Origin of the sequence: Paenibacillus sp. FSL W8-0919 (assembly GCF_038003785.1) — a bacterium.
GTDB classification, from domain to species: Bacteria; Bacillota; Bacilli; order Paenibacillales; family Paenibacillaceae; genus Paenibacillus_AQ; species Paenibacillus_AQ lactis.
On sequence record NZ_JBBOPV010000001.1, the window covers coordinates 5,637,533 to 5,658,832 of the forward strand.

Consider the following 21,300-nt stretch of genomic DNA (forward strand, 5'->3'; position numbering starts at 1 on the left):
TTTTCGTTACCGGATGTTTATATGAGACGCAATAGAAAAGATATCAGATTCGGCCTGCTTTAAACCCTTGGTGCACTTTGATTACTTCTACTTTTGTTATACTACAAGTGACTGTTTGAAATACTTGAGGCTACTTTTTAAAAACCCGGTATTTTCGTTTAGCCTGAAGCTTGCTGCTTCTTGCTTCCTTTCGGAGTCGAAATAAACCAATACGCGCTGCCGACAAACAGCCCGCCCCCAACAATATTGCCGAGCGTTACCGGAACCATGTTGCTGATCCAGCCGGCGACGGACACCGTCTCCGGATGTCCCGGCAGAATATTGGCAAGTGTAAGCAGCGTCATGTTTGCAACGCTGTGCTCGTAGCCCGTAGCAATAAAGGCAAACAAGCACCACCAGATCAAGATCAGTCTGGCAACCTCGTTTTTCGCTCTCATGCCCGTCCAGATGGCCAAGCAAACCAGCCAGTTGCACAGGATTCCCCGGAAAAACAGCTCCAAGAACGGGTCGTTCATTTTCTTAGCTGCCGCCGTAAAGATGAGGTGATCGGCCGGAATGCCCTTGAAAAGACCGGTGGCCGCAACCAGATAACTAAGCAGCACTGCCCCTGCTATATTACCGATGAACACGATCCCCCAGTTTTTAAGCGTATCCAGGGTGGTTGTTTTTCCGGATAACGTGCTCATGGTGAATACCATATGATTGCCGGTAAAAAGCTCCGATCCGGCGAATACGACCAGCGTCAGCGCGATGCCGAACGCAGCCCCCATAACGAGAGATTGAAACGGCGAGCCTTCCGCGGCGAGCGGAGCCCCCAGCTTAAATATCAGCACAATGCCGATGCCGACATAGGCGCCGGCAAGCATGGTTGAGACGATATAGCGCAGCAGGCTTTCATTCATCATTTCTTTCTTCTTTACCGCTGTCTGGACGACGGCTTCCACGTCGCTTGCGAACATGGGACAACACCTCTTATTCTGTCGGTTTGATGATGCGATGGAGAATTACCGCTTCGTGAGGCAAAGCTCGACCCTTCCTTCCCGTTCCCGGACAGGATAGGTTCGCACGTTCCCTGAATCGGGCGCCTGAACGTTACCTGTCGCCAGCTCGATTTTCCAATCGTACAGCGGGTCGTAAATATAATGCCCGGACAGTATTGCCTCCGCCAGCGGGCCCCCTTTCGGGTGCGGATTATGGTTGTCCAGCGCGAACCAGCGATGATCCGAGGTCCGGAAGACAGCGATCTCCTGATCTCCGAACTTAACGACTCTGCCGATCTGGGGCAGGAAATCCTCAGCCTGCCCGATAACTACGTATTGACCACTTTCCATATAGGATCAACCTCCATGTACAACGTTTGCCATGTATGCATGAGCACGAATAGCCGGACCAATATTCCGAAGACCCATGCAACTGTGAAACATCTCTATAAAAAACTTATAACATTCTGCTGCGCCGGAACATGCGACGCGTTTCTTACGTCAATCCGGTGCTTCAACTGCGATTAACCCATCCCCCAGGTCTGATCGAGCACGAGGCCATGACGCTGATCCGGCGTTTGGCCGAGTGCAGGCAGCGGTATAGACCTGCTTGCACGGCCCTGCTCACCCGGATACCGAACCAAGGGTTCAACGGGAATGTCTGGGGCGATAAGCGCTAGTGTACTCAAGTTACTCGCCCCATGCCGGACTCGCCCGAATCGCAGCGGCTATGTCGTGACGACCGGCTGCACGTCGCGGTACAATACATCCCGAAGCTTGTCATCTTCCAGCACTTTTTTCCAAGGATCCGACAGCTGCGACAACGCCAGCTCGATTCGCTCCACGAGCTCCTTGCGCTGTTCCGTGTTATGAAGGACCGCCTCGCGAATCGCCTCAAGACCAAGCCGTTCGACCCATTCCGAAGTCCGCTCCAGATAATTTCCCGTCTCTCGGTAATACTGCATGAGGGCTGCGCATATTTCGATCAGCTCTTCATCGGTCTTCACCTTGCAGAACGAATCAGCGAGCCGCGCCTTCGTTCCCCCGTTGCCGCCGACAAAGATTTCCCAGCCGCCGTCATTGCCTACAATGCCGATGTCCTTCGTGCAAGCTTCGGCACAGTTGCGGGGACATCCGTTCACCGCCATTTTGAATTTGGCCGGAAAGTCCAGCCGCTCGAACTTCCGTTCGAGGTAAGCGCCCATTCCCATCGAGTCCTGCGTGCCGAATCGGCAAAATTGCGAGCCGACGCAGGTCTTGACGGTCCGGAGCGATTTGGCATAGGCATAACCGGAAGGCATATCCAGCTCCTCCCACACCTTCGGCAAGTCCTCTTTCTTGACGCCGACCAAGTCCAGACGCTGTCCTCCCGTCACCTTGACGACCTTGACATTATACTTTAAGGATACGTCCGCAATTTTCTTCAGCGCCTCCGGAGTTGTCACGCCGCCGTACATACGAGGGACAACCGTATACGTGCCGTCCTTCTGGATGTTGGCGTTCATCCGCTCATTCACAAACCTCGACTCGCGCTCCTCCCGGTGCGTCAGCGGGTTCAGCATGGTCAGGTAGTAGTTTAGCGCCGGACGGCATTTCGAGCACCCTTCCGGATTGCTCCAATCCAGAACATGCATGACCTCTTTCGTGGTGGTCAAGCCTTTGGCCCGGATCTCCGCAACGATGGTATCCCGGTCGAGCGTCGTGCACGGGCAGATTCCCTGCTTGGCTGCCGTCGTAAAGCCGTCTCCCAATACGCTCTGGAGAATCTGCTCTACCACAGGCTTACAACCGCCGCAAGACCGCGTCGCCCCGGTGCATGCCTTGATCTCATCCACGGTGGTCATTCCCTGAACCGTGATGGCGTCCACGATCGCTTTCTTTGTCACGCCGTTGCAGCCGCACACGATTTCGTCGTCAGGCATTTGCGCGATGCGCGTCGCCGCGTCCGCCCCTTTTCCGGCACAGCCGCCGCCCATAATCGAGTGATAGATGTCGTCGGTCATCTGCGCCTTTTTTCGTATCAAAGACTGCAGATTGGCTGATTCGCTCACATCCCCGAACAAAATGGCACCAACGATCATTCCGTCCCTGAGCAGGATTTTCTTATAGGTTTTCTTCCAATCATCCTTGGCGAGAACAACGTCATGCTCCGGCTGCTCGATAAATTCCCCGGCCGAGAATACGTCTACTCCGCTAACCTTTAATTTGGTCGACACAATCGACCCTTCATAAGGAGGGGTGTCCACGCCGCATAACCGCTTGGCCAGCACTTGTCCTTGCTCGAATAACGGCGCAACAAGCCCGTAGCATACGCCGCGGTGCTCGCAGCATTCGCCGACGGCGTACACATCCTGCATCGAAGTTCGCAGATGGTCGTCCACGACGATGCCCCGCCGGACCTCGATCCCGCTCGCCTGCGCTACCTCCGTATTGGCACGGATGCCGACAGCCATGACGACCAAATCCGCGTCCAGCTCATCGCCGTCCTTGAAACGAAGACCGGTTACCCGCGTATCCCCCAATACCTCAACCGTCTGTTTTCCTAATAAAAAGCGGATGCCCTGCTGCTCAAGCTCATGCTGCAGCATCTGCGCCGCCACGGAATCGAGCTGGCTCTCCATAAGATCGTTCATCAGATGCACAACGGTCACGTCCATGCCGAGACTCACGAGGCCTTTGGCAGCCTCCAATCCCAGTAATCCCCCTCCGATGACCGCAGCTTTCCGGTACGTTTTCGCTGCCTGAAGCATCCGGGTGCAGTCGGCGATATTTCGAAAGCCGATAACGCCTTCTTTGTCGCTGCCGGGTACCGGCAATATGAAGGGCTTGGATCCCGTTGCGATTATGACATGATCATAGGGAACAGCCATCCCGTTGTCCGTCATGACAACCTTGGCGGCTTCATCAATCCGCTGCGCGCTTGTTCCCGTATGCAGCGTAATTCCGTTATCTTCATACCATTTCCAATCATTCAAGACGATGTCATCCAGCGTTTTGCTGCCTTCAAGCACATAAGAGAGCATAATCCGGTTGTAATTCGGGTGCGGCTCCTGGCCGATCACGGTAATATCGAATGCCCCGCTAAGCTTTAAAATTTGCTCGACCGTGCTGATTCCTGCGATCCCGTTGCCGATGACCACTAGCTTTTGTTTTTTTGCTGCTGGCATGGTTATTCCTCCCACACTGTATTGTTGCGTTATCCCCATCCAATCCTTTCAAATTGATTATATCGTCTTATGCCCGAATTATTTGTGATATATTTCACACTCTTAGTTAAAATTTTTAATACTCAGCAAAAATAACCCCGCCTCAACAGGAAGGCAAGGTTTCATCCTTTCGAATGCCTATATCATGCGGGCTTCCATGAACTCCCGTCTTCCGTTCGTTTTCAAATAGGGCATAATCCCCGCATATCCGGCAGCGTTCAGGTTCACTCCGGTCACCCAATTGCCTGCAAGCTCTTCCCCCTGGGCCCCGGCGATGACCACCGGTGCGGGAATCAGCTCCTGATACAGCGGAATCCCCGCCCGGATCGCCTTAAATGCTTTCCCGCTCTGCAAGAAGGGAATTGCACTGCTGTACGTAGGCACGAAATACTTGCCGATCACTTCAAGCTCCTCTCCGTCATAAAAGGGCTCCCCGCCTATAAACGGATGCAGCATGAGGATATTTTCATAATGCGACCAGATGAGCATCTGCAGCAATCGCCTCGCCCCGCTGCCTTCCAGTCTGTCTCCGATCTGCACGCCGTACTTCTCATAATCGATAAATTTCCAGCCGCGCGGACCCTTCACCCATTTCTGAAACATGCCTCCACCCTCTCCGCTCCGTCCGGGTTGATCTGGGCTTGTTCCTTTTAAAACCGTCAACCGCTCCTCAACGGCATGCTGGCCCAGCATATGGCGAGTCTTCTCCACAATATGCCTAACCTTGAGCGAAGCGTTTGCAAGCTCGGCGATGTCTTCTTGTCCATATTGAAAATAGGAAATATAACCGCGTTCCATCATTAAGATCGCCTCCTTCGACTGGCGTCAAGCGGATCTACTGACATCATATAAACGAACGGCGGGGTTGGTGCATGTCCGGTTAGGTTTTCCCGTTTTTTTCTTTCCAATCCCCCATCTAGCCGCATAAGAATAACGTCTACCGACGCACGCTCAAAGGAGACAGACCGCGTTTCGCGGTCGTTTCTCTTGTGATATCAGCCAGCAAATCCTCCGGAACGTTTATAGATCTGATATTAAATAAAAAAAGAACCCTGATATGAGTTGTTCTCATGTCAGGGTTCCGCTAGTGATGGGAACGCCGCCGATGGATCATTTCTCGACCCATTGTTCAGCCCAGGAAGCAATCTGCTCCATGACCGGGCGAAGCGCTTTGCCTTTCTCCGTAAGCTCGTATTCAATACGAACCGGCGTTTCGGGGTACACATGACGAATCAAAATTCCTTCGCATTCCAGATCCTTCATCCGCTCCGACAGCATCTTGTCACTCATGGACGGAATCAGATTGGAGATGTCTTTAAAACGCTTCGGACCGCTCATCAACGTCTGGATAATCAATCCGTTCCACCGTTTACCCAGAAAAGAAAACGCGGATTCAAAGCGGGGACACAGCGAAATGTTTGTAACTTCCATATCCTTTCACCTCTTTACGAAGTCACCTTGTGTTCAAAAAGTTATTCGTTTATCGTGAGATCGAAAAACTTACGATTAGTTAGTATGTTTCATTTTAACACATTTTCGGGAAGCTGAAAACCACCTGGCCCCTTTTTCCCATAAATTCAGCACTTATTCCGTTAATATCCGTGCCAAAATATCCAGATCGGATTCGATGGTCCGGGACAATTTTCGGTTATACAGGACGGCAGCCGGATGGAACAATGGAAAAATGTTATAGGTTTCCAGCGAAAATCGATAGCCGGCAGCGGGATTGTCACGTTCTGCCGCCTGCTGAACGGGCCCTTCGATCATTTTCCCGTGCAGCGAAGTGACGGTTTCATGGCTCCCGATCAACCGGTGCAGCGCAATATTCCCCATCGGGATCAGGAATTGCGGGCGAACCAAACGGATTTCCTCGTCCAGAATCGGCGCATGGGCCAAGATTTCGGCTTTCGTGGGCGTTCGGTTCGAACGGCTGACCACCCTTTCGCCGGAAGCCCGGGTGATGATGCGTTCCTTGAACGGTCGGCTCCTTACCGTGCTTGTAATATAGACCTCGCTGCGGGAGAGACCCAGCCGCTCCAAATAGGCGTCCATCTCCCGGCCGGCTTGGCCGGTAAAAGGCATGCCTTCCTGAATCTCGGTAGCCCCGGGCGCTTCCCCGACGAACATGACTTTGGCCGGCACGGCCCCACTCCCCAGCAAAAATCCTTCGACAGGCTCATGCGCAAGCCTGGATCTGCATAAGGCGATCGTCTCCGGACTTACAGGCGCGCTTCGGGTATCCTTCATCCGTCATCCCCTCCCTTGCACTCTCATCCGCGATGCGTGAAATTTCGATATTCTACCTAGTATTTAAAATACCCCATGCTTCAGTATATTGTATCCTTTACCCATAAAAAAATGAATGGCATCACTTCGGCTATAAAGTAGAAAACGAGCCGTTCAAGGCAGATGCCTTGCTCGGCTCGTTTTGCGATGATCGGGATTTATGCCAGCACCGGCAGCGGACGAACCGGCTGACTGTTGCCGAATGTCTGCTTGCCTGCTGTGGAGTAAGCCCAACGGATCGCGTTCGTAATGACTTTCAGCACTTCAGGGTTGTAGTAGGTCGGATACGTCTCATGCCCTGGACGGAAGTAGAAAATGTTCCCGTGGCCGCGCTTGAACGTGCACCCGCTGCGGAATACCTCGCCGCCTTCGAAGTTGCTGACAAAGACCAGCTCATCCGGTGCCGGAATATCGAAGAATTCCCCGTACATCTCCTCATGCTCAATGATGATCGGACCTGTAAGGCCCGCAGCGATCGGATGCGTCGGATTCACGCTCCAAATGATTTCCTGCTCTCCCGCCTCGCGCCACTTCAAATCGCAGCTTGTTCCCATCAGGGCTTTGAACGGCTTCGAAAAATGTCCCGAATGCAGGACGATCAGACCCATACCGTCCAATACCCGCTTGACGACCTTGCTGACGATTTCGTCGCTGACCTGGTCATGAGCCATATGCCCCCACCATAACAGCACATCGGTTGAGTCCAGTACATCATCCGTCAATCCGTGCTGCGGCTGATCCAGCGTTGCCGTGCGGATGATAAAATCCGGATTTTGCAGACCCTCCGCCAAAGCCGTATGGATCCCGCTTGGGTATACGGTGCGGACCTCATCGTGGATTTTCTCGTGTACGAACTCATTCCAAATGGTTACATTAAGCATGCTGCTGTTCCCCCTAATTGCGTATTCGCTTGCTGCTGTACGATGTTAGACCCACCACATTTCTCCAAGCGGCTCTTCGATCAGCACTTGCTGAAGGTTTTGCACGGCTTTGGAGAAGCCTTCCTCAACGGACATCAGTCCGTCTTCATGCTCAATGCTCACCACGTAGTCATATCCGACAAGGCGAAGGGCGCTCATCATATCGGCCCATTCCTTCACATCATGCCCGAAGCCGACGCTGCGGAACTGCCAAGCGCGGTCCAGCATATTCGCGTAGGACTGCATGTCGGTCAATCCGTGTTTGTTCACGTTGATCGGATCAATGCTGGTATCCTTCGCATGGAAGTGATGGATGGCTCCGGCGCGTCCCAGAATGTGGATCGCTTGAACAGGATCGATGCCCTGCCACCACATATGGCTCGGATCAAGATTCGCCCCGATCACTTCACCTGCCGCCTCGCGAAGGCGGAGCAGCGTTCCCGGCGTATGCACGGAGAATCCGCCATGAAGCTCGAGTCCGATTTTTACGTTGCGGTCAGAAGCGTATTTGCCCCACTCGGTCCAGTATGGAATGACTTTGTTCTCCCACTGCCAAGTCAGAATTTCTTGATAATCATTAGGCCACGGGGCTACCGGCCAGTTCGGATATTTGGCATCCTCATGGTCCCCCGGACATCCCGAGAAGGTGTTAACGACCGGTACTTCCAGCTTCTCTGCAAGCTCAACGGTTTTAACGAATACGTCATGGAACTCCTTTGCTACCGCTTTCTGTGGGTGAAGCGGGTTGCCGTGGCAGCTGAGCGCGCTTATGATCAAGCCGCGGGATTCTACGGCGTTTTTGAAGTTTTTCAGCGCAGTTTCGTTCTCGAGAAGCTCGGCCGGATTGCAGTGAGCATTGCCCGGGTATCCGCCCGTGCCGATCTCAACCGCCTTCAGGCCTTTGGAAGCCACGTAATCCAGTGCATCCTCAAATTTACGTCCGCTCAGCAATACCATAAATACGCCTAGTTTCATTGTATACCTCCTGGTTTTTCAAAAAGTATTAAGTATGTGGTGATCATTTAGAACTTAGTTGTCGAAGTAAACCGCTTTGCCGGTCTTCGCCGACTCATAGATAGCTTCCAAGATTTGCGTGACCACGAAGGCTTGCTCCGGCTTAACGACAGGATCCTTGTCTTCGATGATCGCTTCAAGCCACATTCTCGCTTCACGATCGGCATCGCTTTCGCTGGTGCCGGAATAGAATGCCACTCCGCCGGCGTTCAGGTCGATTTTCGTTTCGTACAGTCTGCTCATTTTCTCGCCGTTAATGCGAAGGCCGTCCTGCATATCGGCGCCGCCTTCCGTGCCGGCAAGAATCGTCTTGGCTTCCCCGAATTCCACCACGTTGAGCGCCCAGCTGGATTCCAATTGGATGGTTGCGCCATTCTCCATGGTGATGAAGCCGAATGCGGAGTCCTCGACCGTGAATTGCTTCGGATCCCAAGGACCGAAGGCGTTGGCTGCATTCTCGCGCTGTCCCAGCTTGTGGAAGGTCGAACCGAGCACGCTCTTCGGCTTGTAGTTGTCCATCAGCCACAGCGTCAAGTCAAGCGCATGGGTGCCGATATCGATCAGCGGCCCTCCGCCTTGCTTCTCTTCATCAAGGAATACGCCCCAGGTCGGAACAGCGCGGCGGCGAAGGGCAAGCGCTTTACCGTAATAGATATCGCCAAGCTCGCCATTCTCGCAGATTCCCTTAAGATACATGCTGTCGTTGCGGAAACGGTTGTTATAACCGATCGTCAGCTTCTTGCCCGTACGCTCCGCGGCCTCCAGCATCAGCTTCGCCTCGGCAACGGTCTTCGCCATCGGCTTCTCGCACATCACGTGCTTGCCGGCTTCCAGGGACGCTACCGTGATCTCGGAGTGGGAATCATTCGGCGTGCACACATGAATAACGTCGATGCTTTCGTCTTTCAGAAGCTCCCGGTAGTCGGAATAGACTTTGGCTCCTTCAGCGCCGTACTCGGCAGCCGCTTTCTCGGCACGCTCGACCAGAATGTCGCAGAAGGCAACCATCTCGGCCTGCGCCTGCTTTTTCAAGCTTGGCATATGCTTGCCGTTGGCAATCCCGCCGCAGCCGATAATACCGATTCGTAATGTTTTCGACATGTCCGTTTCCTCCCCTGTGAATTCATCTTAGAAAATAATGATAGCGATGGTGTAACGCTTACATTCGGTGATTGCGCGGGTGAAGCTCTTTCGCGCATGCGCCTTCATAAGCTTATATGCTTGCTTCATGACCAAGTGTACAGGATGATGGGCCGGGATTCCAGTTCACGATGGACTCATTGGACACAAAGGGACCATCGGCCCTCCTGGATGAAGCAAACCATATCATGGTCCTAAGCCTTTCAGGCCGTTATTCGGCGGATTCGGCCTGCTGCGGAGCCGGAAGGCTGCCGTAACGGTACGTGCTCTTCAGAACGATATGTCTTCCTTCGAGCGAGGACTGCTGGAACGACTGCATAATCTCCAGCACATGATAGGCCATACGGCCGCTGGAGCGATGGTCCTTCTGCTCATGAATCGATTGGATCATGTCGTTGATGCCAAGCCCGCGCTCGTTCGTGCCGCATTCAAAGACAGGTTCCAGCGCTTCCCATGCGTCCGAGCCGTGTCTCTTCAGCTTCACTTCGCCATTGAAGAAGTTCGGATCGCCAAGGCTGAGCGTGCCCTGGGTTCCATAAATTTCGATCCAAGGCAGATTAGAACCGCCGAAGATATCGAAGCTTGTGATCATCGTGCCGATGGCACCGTTCTCAAAATCAAGCGTTCCCGCCAAATGCGTCGGCGTCTGCACGTGGATAGGCTTGCCTTGAAGCGGGCCCGAGCCAACCGTCCGATCCGGGATTTGGATGCCGGTCGAAGCGCTGACACGGCGTGCAGGACCAAGCAGCTCGACCAATGCCGATACGTAATAAGGTCCCATATCCATCATCGGGCCTCCGCCCGCAGCATAGAAAAATTCCGGGTTCGGGTGCCAGGCTTCCGGCCCGGATCCCATCATGAATGCCGTAGCGGCGATCGGCCGTCCGATCTTTCCGGACTCAATAGCCGCCTTGGCTGTTTGAACCCCGGAGCCAAGGAACGTGTCCGGCGCGCAGCCAACGCGAAGCCCCCGCTGATCGGCAAGGTTCAGAACCCGCCGGCCTTCCTCCAGCGTTATGGCCAGCGGTTTCTCGCTGTACACATGCTTGCCCGCTTCCAAAGCGGCGATATCCACATTCGCGTGGCTGGCCGGTATCGTCAGATTGATAATAAATTCAATGTCGGGCTGTGCGAGCATCTCCTCGACGGTATAAACATTCGGGATGTTGAATTCTTCCGCTTTCGCTTTAGCGTTCTCCATAATCAAATCGGCACATGCCACGATCTCGATCCACGGGCTGTTCTTCAAGTTCGTGAAGTAAATGCCGCTGATGTTGCCGCAGCCGATAATGCCTGCTTTCATTTTGTTCATCGATGTCACTCCTTGAGTGTAAGATGTGCCCCGGACTAGTACCATGGTATTCTTTAATGCTTTCGTTTAAAATGAATAATATGATCGAAACATGAACAATCTGGTCATTATTTTCTTCATTTCTTTGTGTGATTCAGAAGGGGACGTAAGCAATGGATTCCAATTTAACGAACCAAGTCGTAGCAGCCGATTTTTCATTTCATCGCAAGCCCTTTAACATGACGATGCCGGACGGATTTGACACCTACCTGATGCGGTGGCAGACCGACGGCCGCTGCCGGGCCCGCATTGATGACGAGCTTGCGCTCGTCGAAGCCGGCGATTTGCTGATTTTTCCTCCGGGCCAATTCTACGAGCTCCGTATTGACGATGAAGTCAATGCCATGGGAGAGCTGACGATTGAGAGCGGAGATTATCATATTTTTTTCAAGGGGCCTTGGGCGGATGCCTGGTGGAAATCGAAGAAGCGTCCTTCCAAAATCCGCGTCCCGATCGAAGAGCGGTACTTGAGCCTGTTCCGCCAGATCGTTCTGGAGCAGCGCCGGGTCTCGAACCCTTATCCGGAAATATCGGACTACACGGCTAGAATTCTCTGCCTGGAGGTCGACCGTCTGCTCTCCGAGCAGCCGACCACCACGCCGAAGACCTATCTGGCCTACCGCATGAAAAATTATATCGAAGAGAACGCATCCTCCATGTTCAAGCTGGAGGACGTCGCCGCGCATGTGGGCATCAGCGTTTCCCGAGCCGTGCACCTGTTCAAGGAAACCTTCGGAACCACCATCATGCAGTATACGATGGATGTCCGCCTGAACATGGCCAAGGAGAGAATCGTATTCAGCCCGCTGTCGCTGGAGGACGTCGCTGAAACGTCGGGCTTTGCCAACTACACCTATTTTCACCGGGTGTTCCGCTCCCGATTCGGCCAATCGCCGAAGCAGTTCCGGATGAACAGCCGGACGCCGACTTAAAGCAGCGATCGATTGCGAGCGACACAAAAAGGACCGGCCAAGGATTTGCTCCTTGCCGGTCCTTCCATTTTAGTTACATAGACGAGAAACGCGCTATCGTCCCTCAAGGGCTGCGATTTACGGCCGAGCGTCCCGCGCGGCCGCCGCTTCGGCAACGACCACTGCCAAATCGTCATTGCCGTACATCGACAGCACGCCAAGAACCGTCTGGTCCGGGATATCCCCAGCCTCCTCCTTCGGCACCGTCAGCTCCAGGACGCGGCCCAGCCGTTCGTTCTCCGGCTGTCCGGGATACGCCTTCCGGTACAGCTCCGCCGGATCCAGGCCGTGATTGACGCACCACTGCGCAAACACAAGGATCATCATATCCTCGTCCTGCCGGTAGGATTCCACGATCCGGTCTTCCATGGATTTTCCTTCAGCATCCATTCTCTCTCTCCCCCTCACCCGAGAAGCAGCCATGCCCATGGCCGCCTTCTACATCATGAGGACATTATAACGCTTCAAGGCCATGTAAACAAAGCGGGGGTTTAAATCGATTTCGTAATTACCTTATGCTTCCCAGCCGCCACTTTAAGGGATCAGCCGTCCGCGACAGGAAGGTCCCCGAGATGATTTCTTCTTTTACTGGCATTAGCTTTTCGGTCCGTCCATTTGTTTGTTATCATATTCCTATTCCTGTTGTCTGTTAAAGCGAGGTTATACATTTATGAAAACATGGAGCCGATGGATGATTCCCGCGATTTATGCCGGAATCCTCGCAGCCGGTCTTGCGTTCCGCCACGAGCTGCTGGATTGGCTTCAGCAGAACCGTTCCCTCCCGCTCATGACGCTGCTGGCCGCTCTTTTGGCCCTGATTCCCATCGTCCCCTATAAAACCGTCATTGCCTTGCTCGGATACGCTTATGGTCCTGTATGGGCATCGATCGTTACATGGCTCGGTACGACGGCGGCGGCCTGCATCGTTTATTTTGGCGTTCGGACGCTGTACCGGGAATCCGGCAGGCGCCTGCTCGGCAAGTATAAGATGCTGCACGCCTTTACGGAAGCCGTGGAGCGGCATCCCTTTCGGGCGGTATTCCTGGCACGGCTGCTTCCGATCATCCCACAGATGGGTGTGAACCTATACGCCGGGGTTGCTTCGGTTCCGTTCTGGACCTTTACGGCCGCTTCGGCGCTCGGCAAGATCCCTGCAATAGTTCTGTATGCCTGGCTCGGAAGCGGCCTCGCGGACCGGCCTCTTCTGTTCGCCTTGCTAGCAGCAGCCATTATGCTGGCAGCAGCTTCCGGTCTGGCTCTTTACCGATACATGAAACGGCGCCGTGCGAACGTTTGACGAAATTTTGGTTTCACCGGGTAAAAAAGATTATAATAGAACATAAGGTTTCATCATCTTGTAATGAACGCATGGAGGGATAAAATATGGATAATCGTACAGCCCCAAGTCAACTGGCCACGTTTGCCGGAGGGTGCTTTTGGTGCATGGTCTCTCCGTTTGACGAACTGCCAGGCATCCTGAAGGTGGTGTCCGGCTATACCGGCGGCCACACCGAGAACCCGACCTACGAGGAGGTCTGCTCCGATACGACCGGCCATTACGAGGCCGTCCAAATTACGTATGATCCGGAGGTCTTCCCATATGAGAAGCTGCTGGAGCTGTTCTGGCAGCAGATTGACCCGACCGATGAAGGCGGGCAGTTCTATGATCGCGGAACGTCCTACCGTACCGCTATTTTCTATCATACCGAGGAGCAGCGCGAGCTCGCCGAGCAATCCAAGGCAGCGCTTGCGGCAAGCGGTAGATTCGATAAGCCGATCGTAACGCCGATTATTCCGGCCAGCACGTTTTACGAGGCGGAAGAGTACCATCAGGATTATTACAAAAAAAATCCGGGCCATTACAAGCGGTATCGTAAAGGCTCCGGCAGGGAGGATTTCATCGAGCGCCATTGGTCCGAGCCGATCGATAAAGAGGAGCTTAAGCAGCGCTTGACCCCGATCCAATATGAGGTCACCCAGAATAACGCGACCGAGCCGCCGTTCCGCAACGAGTTCTGGGACCATGACGGCGAAGGCATCTATGTGGATATCGTCTCCGGCGAGCCGCTTTTCAGCTCGACCGACAAATATGATGCCGGCTGCGGCTGGCCGAGCTTCACGCGGCCGATCCGCGAGCACAACATCAAGGAGAAGCTCGACCTTAGCCACATGATGGTGCGCACCGAGGTAAGAAGCAAGAAAGCCGATTCCCATCTGGGGCATGTGTTTGACGACGGTCCAGGGCCGAACGGCCTTCGCTACTGCATCAATTCGGCCGCGCTTCGGTTCGTTCCGAAGGAGGATCTGGAGAAGGAAGGCTACGGCGAATACCTGCAGCTGTTTGAGAAGTAAGCGGGTCTTCGGTCTTTGCATCCGATTAATATCGGGCCCGACCGGGTAATATGACAGTAATCGAACATATAAATGGAGGGATTTCACGATGCCTTGGAGCAAGCATGACTATCCGACGTCCATGAAAAACCTCGAGCCCCGGGTCCGGAACAAAGCCGTGGAAATCGCGAACGCCCTGCTGGAGGAAGATTACGATGAAGGCCGCGCGATTGCCATCGCCACGGCCAAAGCCCAGGAGTGGGACGAGAACCATCCGGATGAGAAGGAGTAGCCTGATGGTTTACGCTACCTATATCATTTATAGAAAAACAAGTCCTGAGAACGGGACTTGTTTTTTTTCATATTGGTTGTGTCTATCGAATCCCGCTAATATTCTAGGAAAAGCTAAACACTCACTACCCAAGCCACTGGTTTCATTCATGAAATGGAAATTAATCTGCTCGTATCGTGATTGTTTGGCCTGTTGGTTTATTCGAGAAGGGTCTGCTGAACTCACTGAAAATGAATTCCATCCCTTGGATTTGATCAGGAAGCGGCGGGGATATGATGTAGTTAAACGAGGAATGACCAGAGGTACTGCGTCCGGTATCCATGCTGCAGTCGTATTCATCCCCCACATATAATTCGAAATGCTTCAGTTCATATGATTGTTCCGATTCGTTTGTTACGTCCCAATCCATATTGAAGGTGACTACGCTTGCATTGTCATATTGCCGTACAGAGGTCACGGTATAGAAGAATTCCCCTTGTTCTACGGATTTCAGCACGGGAATATGCTTTCTGAATCCGGTCGGCTTTACGACGGGTTTAAAATATTGTTCGTTTAACAATGCACCAAACACCAATTTTAAATAATCCGGATAGAAATCATAATCAGCTGCCCATTTCTCTATGTATTCAAATGGCGGATAACCTGGATTTTGGTTTGAGAGCTTCTTACGTTCTTTTAGCAGCTTGCAAATTTGTTCATCAATGTGATAAACCCCCTCATCGTAATGCTCGGTAGGACGCTCAAATGGCATTCGTTTCATATTTGTCCTCCTATTCCATAATGTTTTGCCCCATATCGGATGTTCAGGATGAAGCTCAGGTTTGCCGCAGCTTTAGACCGGTCTTCTTTTTTATCGTAAGCAGACCAAGATCCGATCGGCATGGTTGTGTTTCTTATTCGGTGCAGTATTCGCATTTTCCTTGCCTCTAAGACGCCAATATAACGCCAGTACAAGTTAAACGGCCTCCCCCCCGATCACATTCAGGAAAAAGGCCGTTTTGCTTGTATGATGGATTCGCTTATTGAACAAGTGCATTTCACACTGGGGCTCAAGCATAGACCGCCCCTTCCTCTCGTACACCCAGATCATCACCGGCCGCTTACCGTATGCTGCGCAGGTTTCGGCGCAACGGCGGCTCGCTGGGAGCGCGCTGGCTTCGGGCCTTGCTTCTTGCCGGTTCTCTCCGTACCGAAGGTTACCGTCAACGTGATGATATGCCCCGCAATGGATACGGCTAATATGGTATACAAGGTTTCAACCAGCGGCATATAGAACAGGGAAAGGAGAAGCACGATCGCATCCATTAGGAAAAAGACCGTTCCTACCTTCAGTCCGCTCCATTCGCTGAACAGAACAGAGATCACGTCATCTCCACCCGTAGCTCCGCCGAATCGGAGGACGATGCCGGCACCAAAGCCGGTCAACACCCCGGACAGCAGCGCAGCTGCCAATAGATTATTCCCAAGATCGATGACGAGCGTCGAGTATCGCTCCATCAACGCGTAGAAGAGCGTGAACATGCTCGCTGCCGCAACCGTATGAATGATGAATTTTCTTCCCTTTACAAACCAAGCGATCAGCAATACCGGAATATCCATCAGGATCATGCTGAGCGCAGGCGGAATATCCAGCACATACTTGCCGAGCAGCGCCAGGCCAACAAATCCGCCTTCCGTCAAATGATTATAAAAATTAATGTGGTAATACGCAAATGCCATTAAAAACGTTCCGAACATCATCGCCGACATGGCGATAATCGACTCTTGATTTTTCCTCATACAGGATCCCTCTTGTCGTAGTAGATTGGTCAGACACAGGCCAATCTCTACGCAGAGGCAACCGTGAGGAGTTCATCCTTCGAACCATAGTTCCCATTCCTTTCGTAGAGACCGTCCTGGTCTTCAGACGTCCGACTTCGCTCTACGAAGGAAGCTATGTGTATGAGAGATCATAACGTTTCCAAATCGTCCTTTGGGGATTCGTCCTTCGGGGACTCATGGTATCCTGATCCTTTCTCTTTTAGTTGACTGCTAACAGTATTATAACACAAAAGAGCAGCAAGCTAAACAGACAGCATTCAATTAATGGAAATCACATAAACTTTTGTAAAAATCAAGCGGTTTTGATGCCTTCGATGCCGCCCCTCCCTTCTGGCAAAAATTATGGATTGCAGGAAGCATACGATTGGCATACCATGGGTATAATAGAACATATGTTCCCTGTTGAATCTATTGTTGAGGATGTGTCGCTCATGAAACGGTCGGCTCCCCCCCTTCCCACCCGGGAGGACGAAGCCCTCATTCAAGACTACATGCTGCATGCGGTCCTTGAATCCGTGCTTAAACGCGATATTCGTCTGCTGCCAACCCTCGAGCTCAAGCTGGCTGACCTGTATGCTCTCCTCCTCCGGCATGCCGGCAAAGACAACGCGGACCGGCTCTGGGCGGCCCGACAGCAGATGCGGCGCCGCGGCATACGCATCCTGGGCCGCAGCCGTACCGCCGCCGGATTCGAAATCAAGTATTTGTGCAGAGGATACGAGTGCATGCTGGCATTCGATTCGGCTGCCTTTATTCAGGATCTCGCTTCACGGATCGGGGCGGTATCCCAAAATCGTTTATAAGCCATACTAAGCTCCAAATACGGACAAGGCAGGAGCTTTTATGAAGAATATCTTCCATATCTATGCAGCCGATCTCAGGAGAATAACCCGAAACTGGGCCGCATCCGTCATCATTCTCGGGCTTGCGGTCCTTCCCTCGCTGTACGCATGGTTTAACATCCTTGCCTCATGGGATCCCTACGCCCAGACATCGGGCATTTCGATTGCCGTAGCCAATCTGGATAAAGGCACCACATTGCGCGATCAGCCGATTAATCTCGGTAAAGAAATCGTTGCATCCCTGAAAACCAACGAAAAGCTGGGATGGAGGTTCACGGAGGACAGCGAAAAGGCGGTTCAAGGCGTGCGCCGCGGCGATGACTACGCAGCCATCGTCATACCCGAGAATTTTTCAGCACGCATTGGAACCGTCCTTGGGGATGAACCGATCAAAGCCGAAATTCTGTATTATACGAATGAAAAGATCAATGCCATTTCCCCAAAAGTGACCGCACAGGGCGCATCGGGCGTCGTGGAGGAGATTAGTAAAAACTTCATCAAAACGGCCAACGGAACCATCTTTGAAATTTTCAACCGGCTGGGCATCGAAATCAAGAACGAGCTGCCGACCATTAACAGGGTCTGGGACCTGCTGTTCCGTTTGGAGGACAGTTTCCCTGAGCTGAATCAAGCGGTCAAGACGGCTGAAGAGGATATCAAGCTCGCCAGCCGCCTTGTTAAGGAGGCCGATGCCGCGCTGCCACGCCTCAAGGATATCGCGCAGACAGGAGAGCAGATGGCTGGGGCGCTGGCTGAATTTGCAGATCGCGCAGCCGAGGCCTCCGCTTCGCTTGATCCCGCGATCCGGCAGGATCTGGAGGTGCTCGAGCAAGTATCGGGTACCATATCGCAAGCCGCGGATGCGCTCGGGCAGACCGATATCGATCCCGAAGAGCTCAAACGCCGGATCCGAGCCGCCACAGAGCGGGCCAAGGTCGGATCAGAGGCAGCCAAGCGACTCGGCGCATTGTTCCAGCGGCTCGGCAGCATCTCCCCTGCAGCCGCCTCGGGGGCGGAACGGCTGAATGAAATCGCCGCTCGGCTTGCCTCCGCCGAGTCCGTTCTTACCGTAATCGGAGAGGCGCTTGAGAAAGGAGACACGCCGCCGCAAGAGTCGATCGACAAGCTGAAGAAGCTGGCAGATGACATTCACACAGTGACCGGCACTCTGCTCACGCGGTATGACAGCGAGATCGGCCCGGCGATTCGAGGTGCCTTCAACAAAGGCGAAGACACGGCGAAGCGGGTAAAGAGCGAGCTCAATAAGGCGCTGGCAAGCGTTCCGGATATCCAGAAGCTTCTAAAGGATGCCGGGGCCGGCCTGAAGCTCGGCGGTCAAGAAGTACAGCTCGCGAAAAGCCGGCTCCCGGAGGCGGAGCAGCGCATCACGAATTTGGCCAATAAAATACGCGAGCTGGAGGCAGGCGGGGATATTCAGGAGATTATCGATTTGTTGCAAAACAACTTCGAGCTCGAAAGCCAATTTTTTGCCGAGCCTGTTGTCTTGAAGGAAAATCGGCTGTATCCGATTCCCAATTACGGCTCGGCCATGTCCCCCTTCTTCACCACCTTATCGCTGTGGGTCGGGGCGCTGCTGCTCGTTTCGCTGCTCACGGTCGACGTTCATGATGAGGAAAGGAGTCCTCGCAGTGTGGAGGTGTATTTCGGACGATACCTGACGTTTCTCACCATCGCGCTTTTGCAGGCGCTGTTCGTCACGGTTGGCGATCTGTATCTGCTGAAAACCTACGTTGCCGATCCGAACTGGTTCATCGTATTCGCTCTTCTGGTCAGCACTGTATTCATGCTGATCGTCTATACGCTTGTTTCAGTGTTCGGAAATGTCGGCAAGGCGCTGGCGATCGTGCTGCTCGTTCTGCAGCTGGCCGGCGCGGGGGGCACGTTCCCCATCCAGATGACGCCGCCCTTCTTCCAGGCGCTGCACCCATATCTGCCATTCACCTATGCCATCAGCATGATGCGTGAAGCCGTTGGCGGCATCCTATGGGATGTCGTCATTCAGGATTTGCTGATGCTGCTAATATTCGCCGCCATTGCCCTTGTAATCGGCATCGTCCTTAAGAAGCCGATCAACCGGGCGAGCAGCGGACTGGTCCGCAAGGCTAGGGAATCCAAGCTCATTCATTGATCCTTGATGGCAAAAATGCGCAGTACCAGCTGTGACTCTCCAGATGGAAAAAGCGCGCCTATCGCCTGTGACTCTCACGTTGGTAAGTATGCGCGTATCTGCGCTTTAACGTGTATTAAGAAGAAAACAGCCCCATAAGTAGGTCAGCTTACGTTTTCTCCCTAATTCAAAACAAAAAATGGCGGCGCACGGGATGTGATCTGTGTGCCGCCACTTTTATTTTTGATCGATTGCCGCGTTCATTTGCAAATTTAAACGGTAGCTACCGAGTTCGCATTTTTGCCAAACCTCTTTGCCCCTTTAACAGAGGAGCTCCGGTTGCTCCACAAGTCCCCTAAAGAGACTTGCTCGAGCTTTTGCCTGCTACTTTGGCTCTACAAGTCCCCAAAAGGGTCTTGTTCGAGCGTTTACCAGTTACTTTGGTTCTACAAGTCCCCCAAAGGGACTTGTTCTGACGTTTACCTGCCACTTTAGCTCCACAAGTCCTCAAAAGGGACTTGCTCAGGCTCTTACCTGCAACTTCGGCTCCACAAGTCCCCCAAAGGGACTTGATCGGGCTTTTGTCTGCCACTTTGGCTCTACAAGTCCCCAAAAGGGTCTTGTTCGAGCGTTTACCAGTTACTTTGGCTCATCAAGTCCCCCAAAGGGACTTGTTCTGACGTTTACCTGCAACTTCGGCTCCACAAGTCCCCCAAAGGGACTTGTCCAGGCTTTTACCTGCCACTTTAGCTCCACAAGTCCTCAAATGCTCTTCTGTCAAGAAAGTAGACACCTCTAAGCTAAGCTATACACTCGTAATAGCACTGCTCAAAACGCACCGGGGACATATACCCAATCGTACTGTTAGAACGTTTTCGGTTGTAAAAAAATTCAAGGTAACGGTACAGCTTCTGCCCGGCTTCCTCTTTTGTTTTAAACTTAGGTTTGCTGTAAATGAATTCTCGCTTTAGGATACTGTGAAACGCTTCAATACAGGCGTTGTCGTAGCAGTTTCCTTTGCGGCTCATACTGGGCTTCATGTTAAATTGCTTCAACTGTTCACGGTACTCTTTAGCGGCATATTGCGAACCGCGGTCGGAATGGTGAATCAATCCCTTCGGAGGCTTCTTAGCAGCATACGCCATCTTTAGGGCATCGAGGGTAAGGTCTGTGGTCATCCGATCGCTTAGCTTCCAACCGACGATTTGTTTGGTGTACAGATCCAGGATGCTCGCAAGGTAGAGTTTCCCTTGGCGGCAGGGGATGTACGTGATGTCAGCGACCCACTTTTCGTTGGGCTTTGTGGCTTTGAAATTTTGTTCCAACACGTTAGGGGCAATCGGGAGATCATGCTTGGAATCGGTCGTAACCACTCGGAACTTACGGGCCATGCATGAACGAAGGCCATGTTCGCGCATAATGAGGCCCACCGTACGTTCCGATACCGTCCATCCTTCCTTCACCAGCTCGTTTCGTATTCGGGGACTGCCGTAGGTTTCATCGGAGTCATAGAAGTGCCATTTCACACGTTCAGCCAGCGTTGCCTTACGTTTTTCCCGTTCAGAAGCTTCAGAGGTACGCCATTTGTAATAACCGCTCCGAGACACGTGAAAGAGAACGCACATCTTCTCCAATCGAAACTCGGAGCGATGATCTTCGATAAACTGGAACCTTAGTTCTTTTCTTTGCTGAAGATGTGCATGGCCTTTTTTAGGATCGCAATTTCTTCTCTCAAATCATCAATTTCGCGTTTCTGATCTTCGATAAGTTGGGTTTGCTGACGTAAGGTTTCCCCATGATTGACAGGCTCGTGCTCGAATGTTCGATACTTTTTGACCCAGTTGCGTAATGTGCCTGGATTAATGTTCAACTCATCGGCGATCTGCTCCAGCGTCTTCGACTGTTCTTGCACGTACTTTACGGTTTCACGCTTAAATGTCTCGTTGTAATGTTGTCTATTGCCACTCATTTTTTTTGACACCCTCTCGTCTGCTTTGTTTCATTATCGTTTTATCACT

Annotated in this window: 22 protein-coding genes; 6 read left to right on the forward strand and 16 right to left on the reverse strand. The window is 52.7% G+C overall.

The features are described from left to right. Nucleotides 1–158: 158 nt before the first annotated feature. The 11 genes from NST44_RS25630 to NST44_RS25680 form a co-directional block, all read right to left on the reverse strand. On the reverse strand, nucleotides 159–959 hold the full coding sequence (locus NST44_RS25630; RefSeq protein WP_007133072.1) for a formate/nitrite transporter family protein: 801 nt from the start codon (nucleotides 957–959) through the stop codon (nucleotides 159–161). A 45-nt stretch (nucleotides 960–1,004) separates the two neighbouring features. After that, nucleotides 1,005–1,331: a nitrite reductase small subunit NirD gene (gene nirD / locus NST44_RS25635; RefSeq protein WP_007133073.1), complete on the reverse strand. Its 327-nt coding sequence runs from the start codon at nucleotides 1,329–1,331 to the stop codon at nucleotides 1,005–1,007. 173 nt (nucleotides 1,332–1,504) lie between these two features. Continuing rightward, the gene (locus NST44_RS25640) at nucleotides 1,505–1,669 is read right to left on the reverse strand and encodes a hypothetical protein (RefSeq protein WP_157462209.1); all 165 of its coding nucleotides are present in this window, start codon (nucleotides 1,667–1,669) and stop codon (nucleotides 1,505–1,507) included. A gap of 39 nt (nucleotides 1,670–1,708) precedes the next feature. Then, complete coding sequence (gene nirB / locus NST44_RS25645; RefSeq protein ID WP_007133074.1) at nucleotides 1,709–4,147, reverse strand: nitrite reductase large subunit NirB; 2,439 nt, start codon at nucleotides 4,145–4,147, stop codon at nucleotides 1,709–1,711. A 177-nt stretch (nucleotides 4,148–4,324) separates the two neighbouring features. Continuing rightward, a complete protein-coding gene (locus NST44_RS25650; RefSeq protein ID WP_007133075.1) occupies nucleotides 4,325–4,987 on the reverse strand; it encodes a hypothetical protein in 663 nt (220 codons plus the stop codon). A gap of 309 nt (nucleotides 4,988–5,296) precedes the next feature. Then, entirely contained in the window at nucleotides 5,297–5,617 is a 321-nt protein-coding gene (locus tag NST44_RS25655; protein WP_007133076.1) for a winged helix-turn-helix transcriptional regulator, read from the reverse strand. Nucleotides 5,618–5,770: 153 nt separating this feature from the next. Continuing rightward, nucleotides 5,771–6,433, reverse strand: coding sequence for a uracil-DNA glycosylase (locus NST44_RS25660; protein WP_007133077.1), 663 nt, complete (start codon nucleotides 6,431–6,433; stop codon nucleotides 5,771–5,773). Between the two features lie 197 nt (nucleotides 6,434–6,630). Then, the gene (locus NST44_RS25665) at nucleotides 6,631–7,353 is read right to left on the reverse strand and encodes a ThuA domain-containing protein (RefSeq protein ID WP_007133078.1); all 723 of its coding nucleotides are present in this window, start codon (nucleotides 7,351–7,353) and stop codon (nucleotides 6,631–6,633) included. A 45-nt stretch (nucleotides 7,354–7,398) separates the two neighbouring features. Further along, complete coding sequence (locus NST44_RS25670; RefSeq protein WP_007133079.1) at nucleotides 7,399–8,367, reverse strand: sugar phosphate isomerase/epimerase family protein; 969 nt, start codon at nucleotides 8,365–8,367, stop codon at nucleotides 7,399–7,401. Nucleotides 8,368–8,421: 54 nt separating this feature from the next. Beyond that, the gene (locus NST44_RS25675) at nucleotides 8,422–9,507 is read right to left on the reverse strand and encodes a Gfo/Idh/MocA family protein (protein ID WP_007133080.1); all 1,086 of its coding nucleotides are present in this window, start codon (nucleotides 9,505–9,507) and stop codon (nucleotides 8,422–8,424) included. Between the two features lie 250 nt (nucleotides 9,508–9,757). Continuing rightward, nucleotides 9,758–10,858, reverse strand: a complete 1,101-nt coding sequence (locus NST44_RS25680; protein WP_007133081.1) for a Gfo/Idh/MocA family protein — start codon at nucleotides 10,856–10,858, stop codon at nucleotides 9,758–9,760. Nucleotides 10,859–11,010: 152 nt separating this feature from the next. Here NST44_RS25680 and NST44_RS25685 point away from each other — a divergent pair, with 152 nt between their 5' ends. Beyond that, a complete protein-coding gene (locus NST44_RS25685) occupies nucleotides 11,011–11,829 on the forward strand; it encodes a helix-turn-helix transcriptional regulator (RefSeq protein ID WP_007133082.1) in 819 nt (272 codons plus the stop codon). Nucleotides 11,830–11,946: 117 nt separating this feature from the next. Here NST44_RS25685 and NST44_RS25690 read toward each other — a convergent pair whose 3' ends face one another. Then, entirely contained in the window at nucleotides 11,947–12,258 is a 312-nt protein-coding gene (locus NST44_RS25690) for a hypothetical protein (protein ID WP_210095757.1), read from the reverse strand. 280 nt (nucleotides 12,259–12,538) lie between these two features. On the opposite strand from NST44_RS25690, the gene NST44_RS25695 reads away from it, so the two are divergent. The 3 genes from NST44_RS25695 (at nucleotide 12,539) to NST44_RS25705 (ending at nucleotide 14,491) form a co-directional block, all read left to right on the forward strand. Continuing rightward, nucleotides 12,539–13,165, forward strand: a complete 627-nt coding sequence (locus NST44_RS25695) for a TVP38/TMEM64 family protein (RefSeq protein ID WP_040740378.1) — start codon at nucleotides 12,539–12,541, stop codon at nucleotides 13,163–13,165. 86 nt (nucleotides 13,166–13,251) lie between these two features. After that, nucleotides 13,252–14,220 carry a peptide-methionine (S)-S-oxide reductase MsrA gene (gene msrA / locus NST44_RS25700; protein WP_007133085.1) on the forward strand — a complete coding sequence of 323 codons (969 nt, stop codon included), beginning with the start codon at nucleotides 13,252–13,254 and terminating at the stop codon, nucleotides 14,218–14,220. A gap of 88 nt (nucleotides 14,221–14,308) precedes the next feature. Then, nucleotides 14,309–14,491 (forward strand): hypothetical protein, encoded by a 183-nt coding sequence (locus tag NST44_RS25705; protein ID WP_007133086.1) that lies wholly within the window; start codon nucleotides 14,309–14,311, stop codon nucleotides 14,489–14,491. 160 nt (nucleotides 14,492–14,651) lie between these two features. On the opposite strand, the gene NST44_RS25710 is transcribed toward NST44_RS25705, so the two are convergent. Then, entirely contained in the window at nucleotides 14,652–15,251 is a 600-nt protein-coding gene (locus tag NST44_RS25710; protein WP_007133087.1) for a hypothetical protein, read from the reverse strand. 329 nt (nucleotides 15,252–15,580) lie between these two features. Continuing rightward, nucleotides 15,581–16,270, reverse strand: a complete 690-nt coding sequence (locus NST44_RS25715; RefSeq protein WP_007133089.1) for a YitT family protein — start codon at nucleotides 16,268–16,270, stop codon at nucleotides 15,581–15,583. Between the two features lie 473 nt (nucleotides 16,271–16,743). Between NST44_RS25715 and NST44_RS25720 the strand changes: the two genes are divergently transcribed. Together NST44_RS25720 and NST44_RS25725 are read left to right on the forward strand one after the other, a co-directional pair. Beyond that, nucleotides 16,744–17,115 carry a hypothetical protein gene (locus tag NST44_RS25720; protein WP_007133090.1) on the forward strand — a complete coding sequence of 124 codons (372 nt, stop codon included), beginning with the start codon at nucleotides 16,744–16,746 and terminating at the stop codon, nucleotides 17,113–17,115. A gap of 40 nt (nucleotides 17,116–17,155) precedes the next feature. Then, nucleotides 17,156–19,303 (forward strand): YhgE/Pip domain-containing protein, encoded by a 2,148-nt coding sequence (locus tag NST44_RS25725; RefSeq protein ID WP_007133091.1) that lies wholly within the window; start codon nucleotides 17,156–17,158, stop codon nucleotides 19,301–19,303. A gap of 779 nt (nucleotides 19,304–20,082) precedes the next feature. On the opposite strand, the gene NST44_RS25730 is transcribed toward NST44_RS25725, so the two are convergent. Further along, the gene (locus NST44_RS25730) at nucleotides 20,083–20,943 is read right to left on the reverse strand and encodes an IS3 family transposase (protein ID WP_244152709.1); all 861 of its coding nucleotides are present in this window, start codon (nucleotides 20,941–20,943) and stop codon (nucleotides 20,083–20,085) included. 11 nt (nucleotides 20,944–20,954) lie between these two features. Beyond that, a complete protein-coding gene (locus NST44_RS25735) occupies nucleotides 20,955–21,251 on the reverse strand; it encodes a transposase (RefSeq protein ID WP_007131733.1) in 297 nt (98 codons plus the stop codon). Nucleotides 21,252–21,300 lie beyond the last annotated feature (49 nt).

Coding starts and splice junctions, on each gene's coding strand:
- NST44_RS25630 (WP_007133072.1), bottom strand. CDS start 959: ATGTTCGCAAGCGACGTGGAAGCCGTCGTCCAGACAGCGGTAAAGAAG.
- nirD (WP_007133073.1), bottom strand. CDS start 1,331: ATGGAAAGTGGTCAATACGTAGTTATCGGGCAGGCTGAGGATTTCCTG.
- nirB (WP_007133074.1), bottom strand. CDS start 4,147: ATGCCAGCAGCAAAAAAACAAAAGCTAGTGGTCATCGGCAACGGGATC.
- NST44_RS25650 (WP_007133075.1), bottom strand. CDS start 4,987: ATGATGGAACGCGGTTATATTTCCTATTTTCAATATGGACAAGAAGAC.
- NST44_RS25655 (WP_007133076.1), bottom strand. CDS start 5,617: ATGGAAGTTACAAACATTTCGCTGTGTCCCCGCTTTGAATCCGCGTTT.
- NST44_RS25660 (WP_007133077.1), bottom strand. CDS start 6,433: ATGAAGGATACCCGAAGCGCGCCTGTAAGTCCGGAGACGATCGCCTTA.
- NST44_RS25665 (WP_007133078.1), bottom strand. CDS start 7,353: ATGCTTAATGTAACCATTTGGAATGAGTTCGTACACGAGAAAATCCAC.
- NST44_RS25670 (WP_007133079.1), bottom strand. CDS start 8,367: ATGAAACTAGGCGTATTTATGGTATTGCTGAGCGGACGTAAATTTGAG.
- NST44_RS25675 (WP_007133080.1), bottom strand. CDS start 9,507: ATGTCGAAAACATTACGAATCGGTATTATCGGCTGCGGCGGGATTGCC.
- NST44_RS25680 (WP_007133081.1), bottom strand. CDS start 10,858: ATGAACAAAATGAAAGCAGGCATTATCGGCTGCGGCAACATCAGCGGC.
- NST44_RS25685 (WP_007133082.1), top strand. CDS start 11,011: ATGGATTCCAATTTAACGAACCAAGTCGTAGCAGCCGATTTTTCATTT.
- NST44_RS25690 (WP_210095757.1), bottom strand. CDS start 12,258: ATGGATGCTGAAGGAAAATCCATGGAAGACCGGATCGTGGAATCCTAC.
- NST44_RS25695 (WP_040740378.1), top strand. CDS start 12,539: ATGAAAACATGGAGCCGATGGATGATTCCCGCGATTTATGCCGGAATC.
- msrA (WP_007133085.1), top strand. CDS start 13,252: ATGGATAATCGTACAGCCCCAAGTCAACTGGCCACGTTTGCCGGAGGG.
- NST44_RS25705 (WP_007133086.1), top strand. CDS start 14,309: ATGCCTTGGAGCAAGCATGACTATCCGACGTCCATGAAAAACCTCGAG.
- NST44_RS25710 (WP_007133087.1), bottom strand. CDS start 15,251: ATGAAACGAATGCCATTTGAGCGTCCTACCGAGCATTACGATGAGGGG.
- NST44_RS25715 (WP_007133089.1), bottom strand. CDS start 16,270: ATGAGGAAAAATCAAGAGTCGATTATCGCCATGTCGGCGATGATGTTC.
- NST44_RS25720 (WP_007133090.1), top strand. CDS start 16,744: ATGAAACGGTCGGCTCCCCCCCTTCCCACCCGGGAGGACGAAGCCCTC.
- NST44_RS25725 (WP_007133091.1), top strand. CDS start 17,156: ATGAAGAATATCTTCCATATCTATGCAGCCGATCTCAGGAGAATAACC.
- NST44_RS25735 (WP_007131733.1), bottom strand. CDS start 21,251: ATGAGTGGCAATAGACAACATTACAACGAGACATTTAAGCGTGAAACC.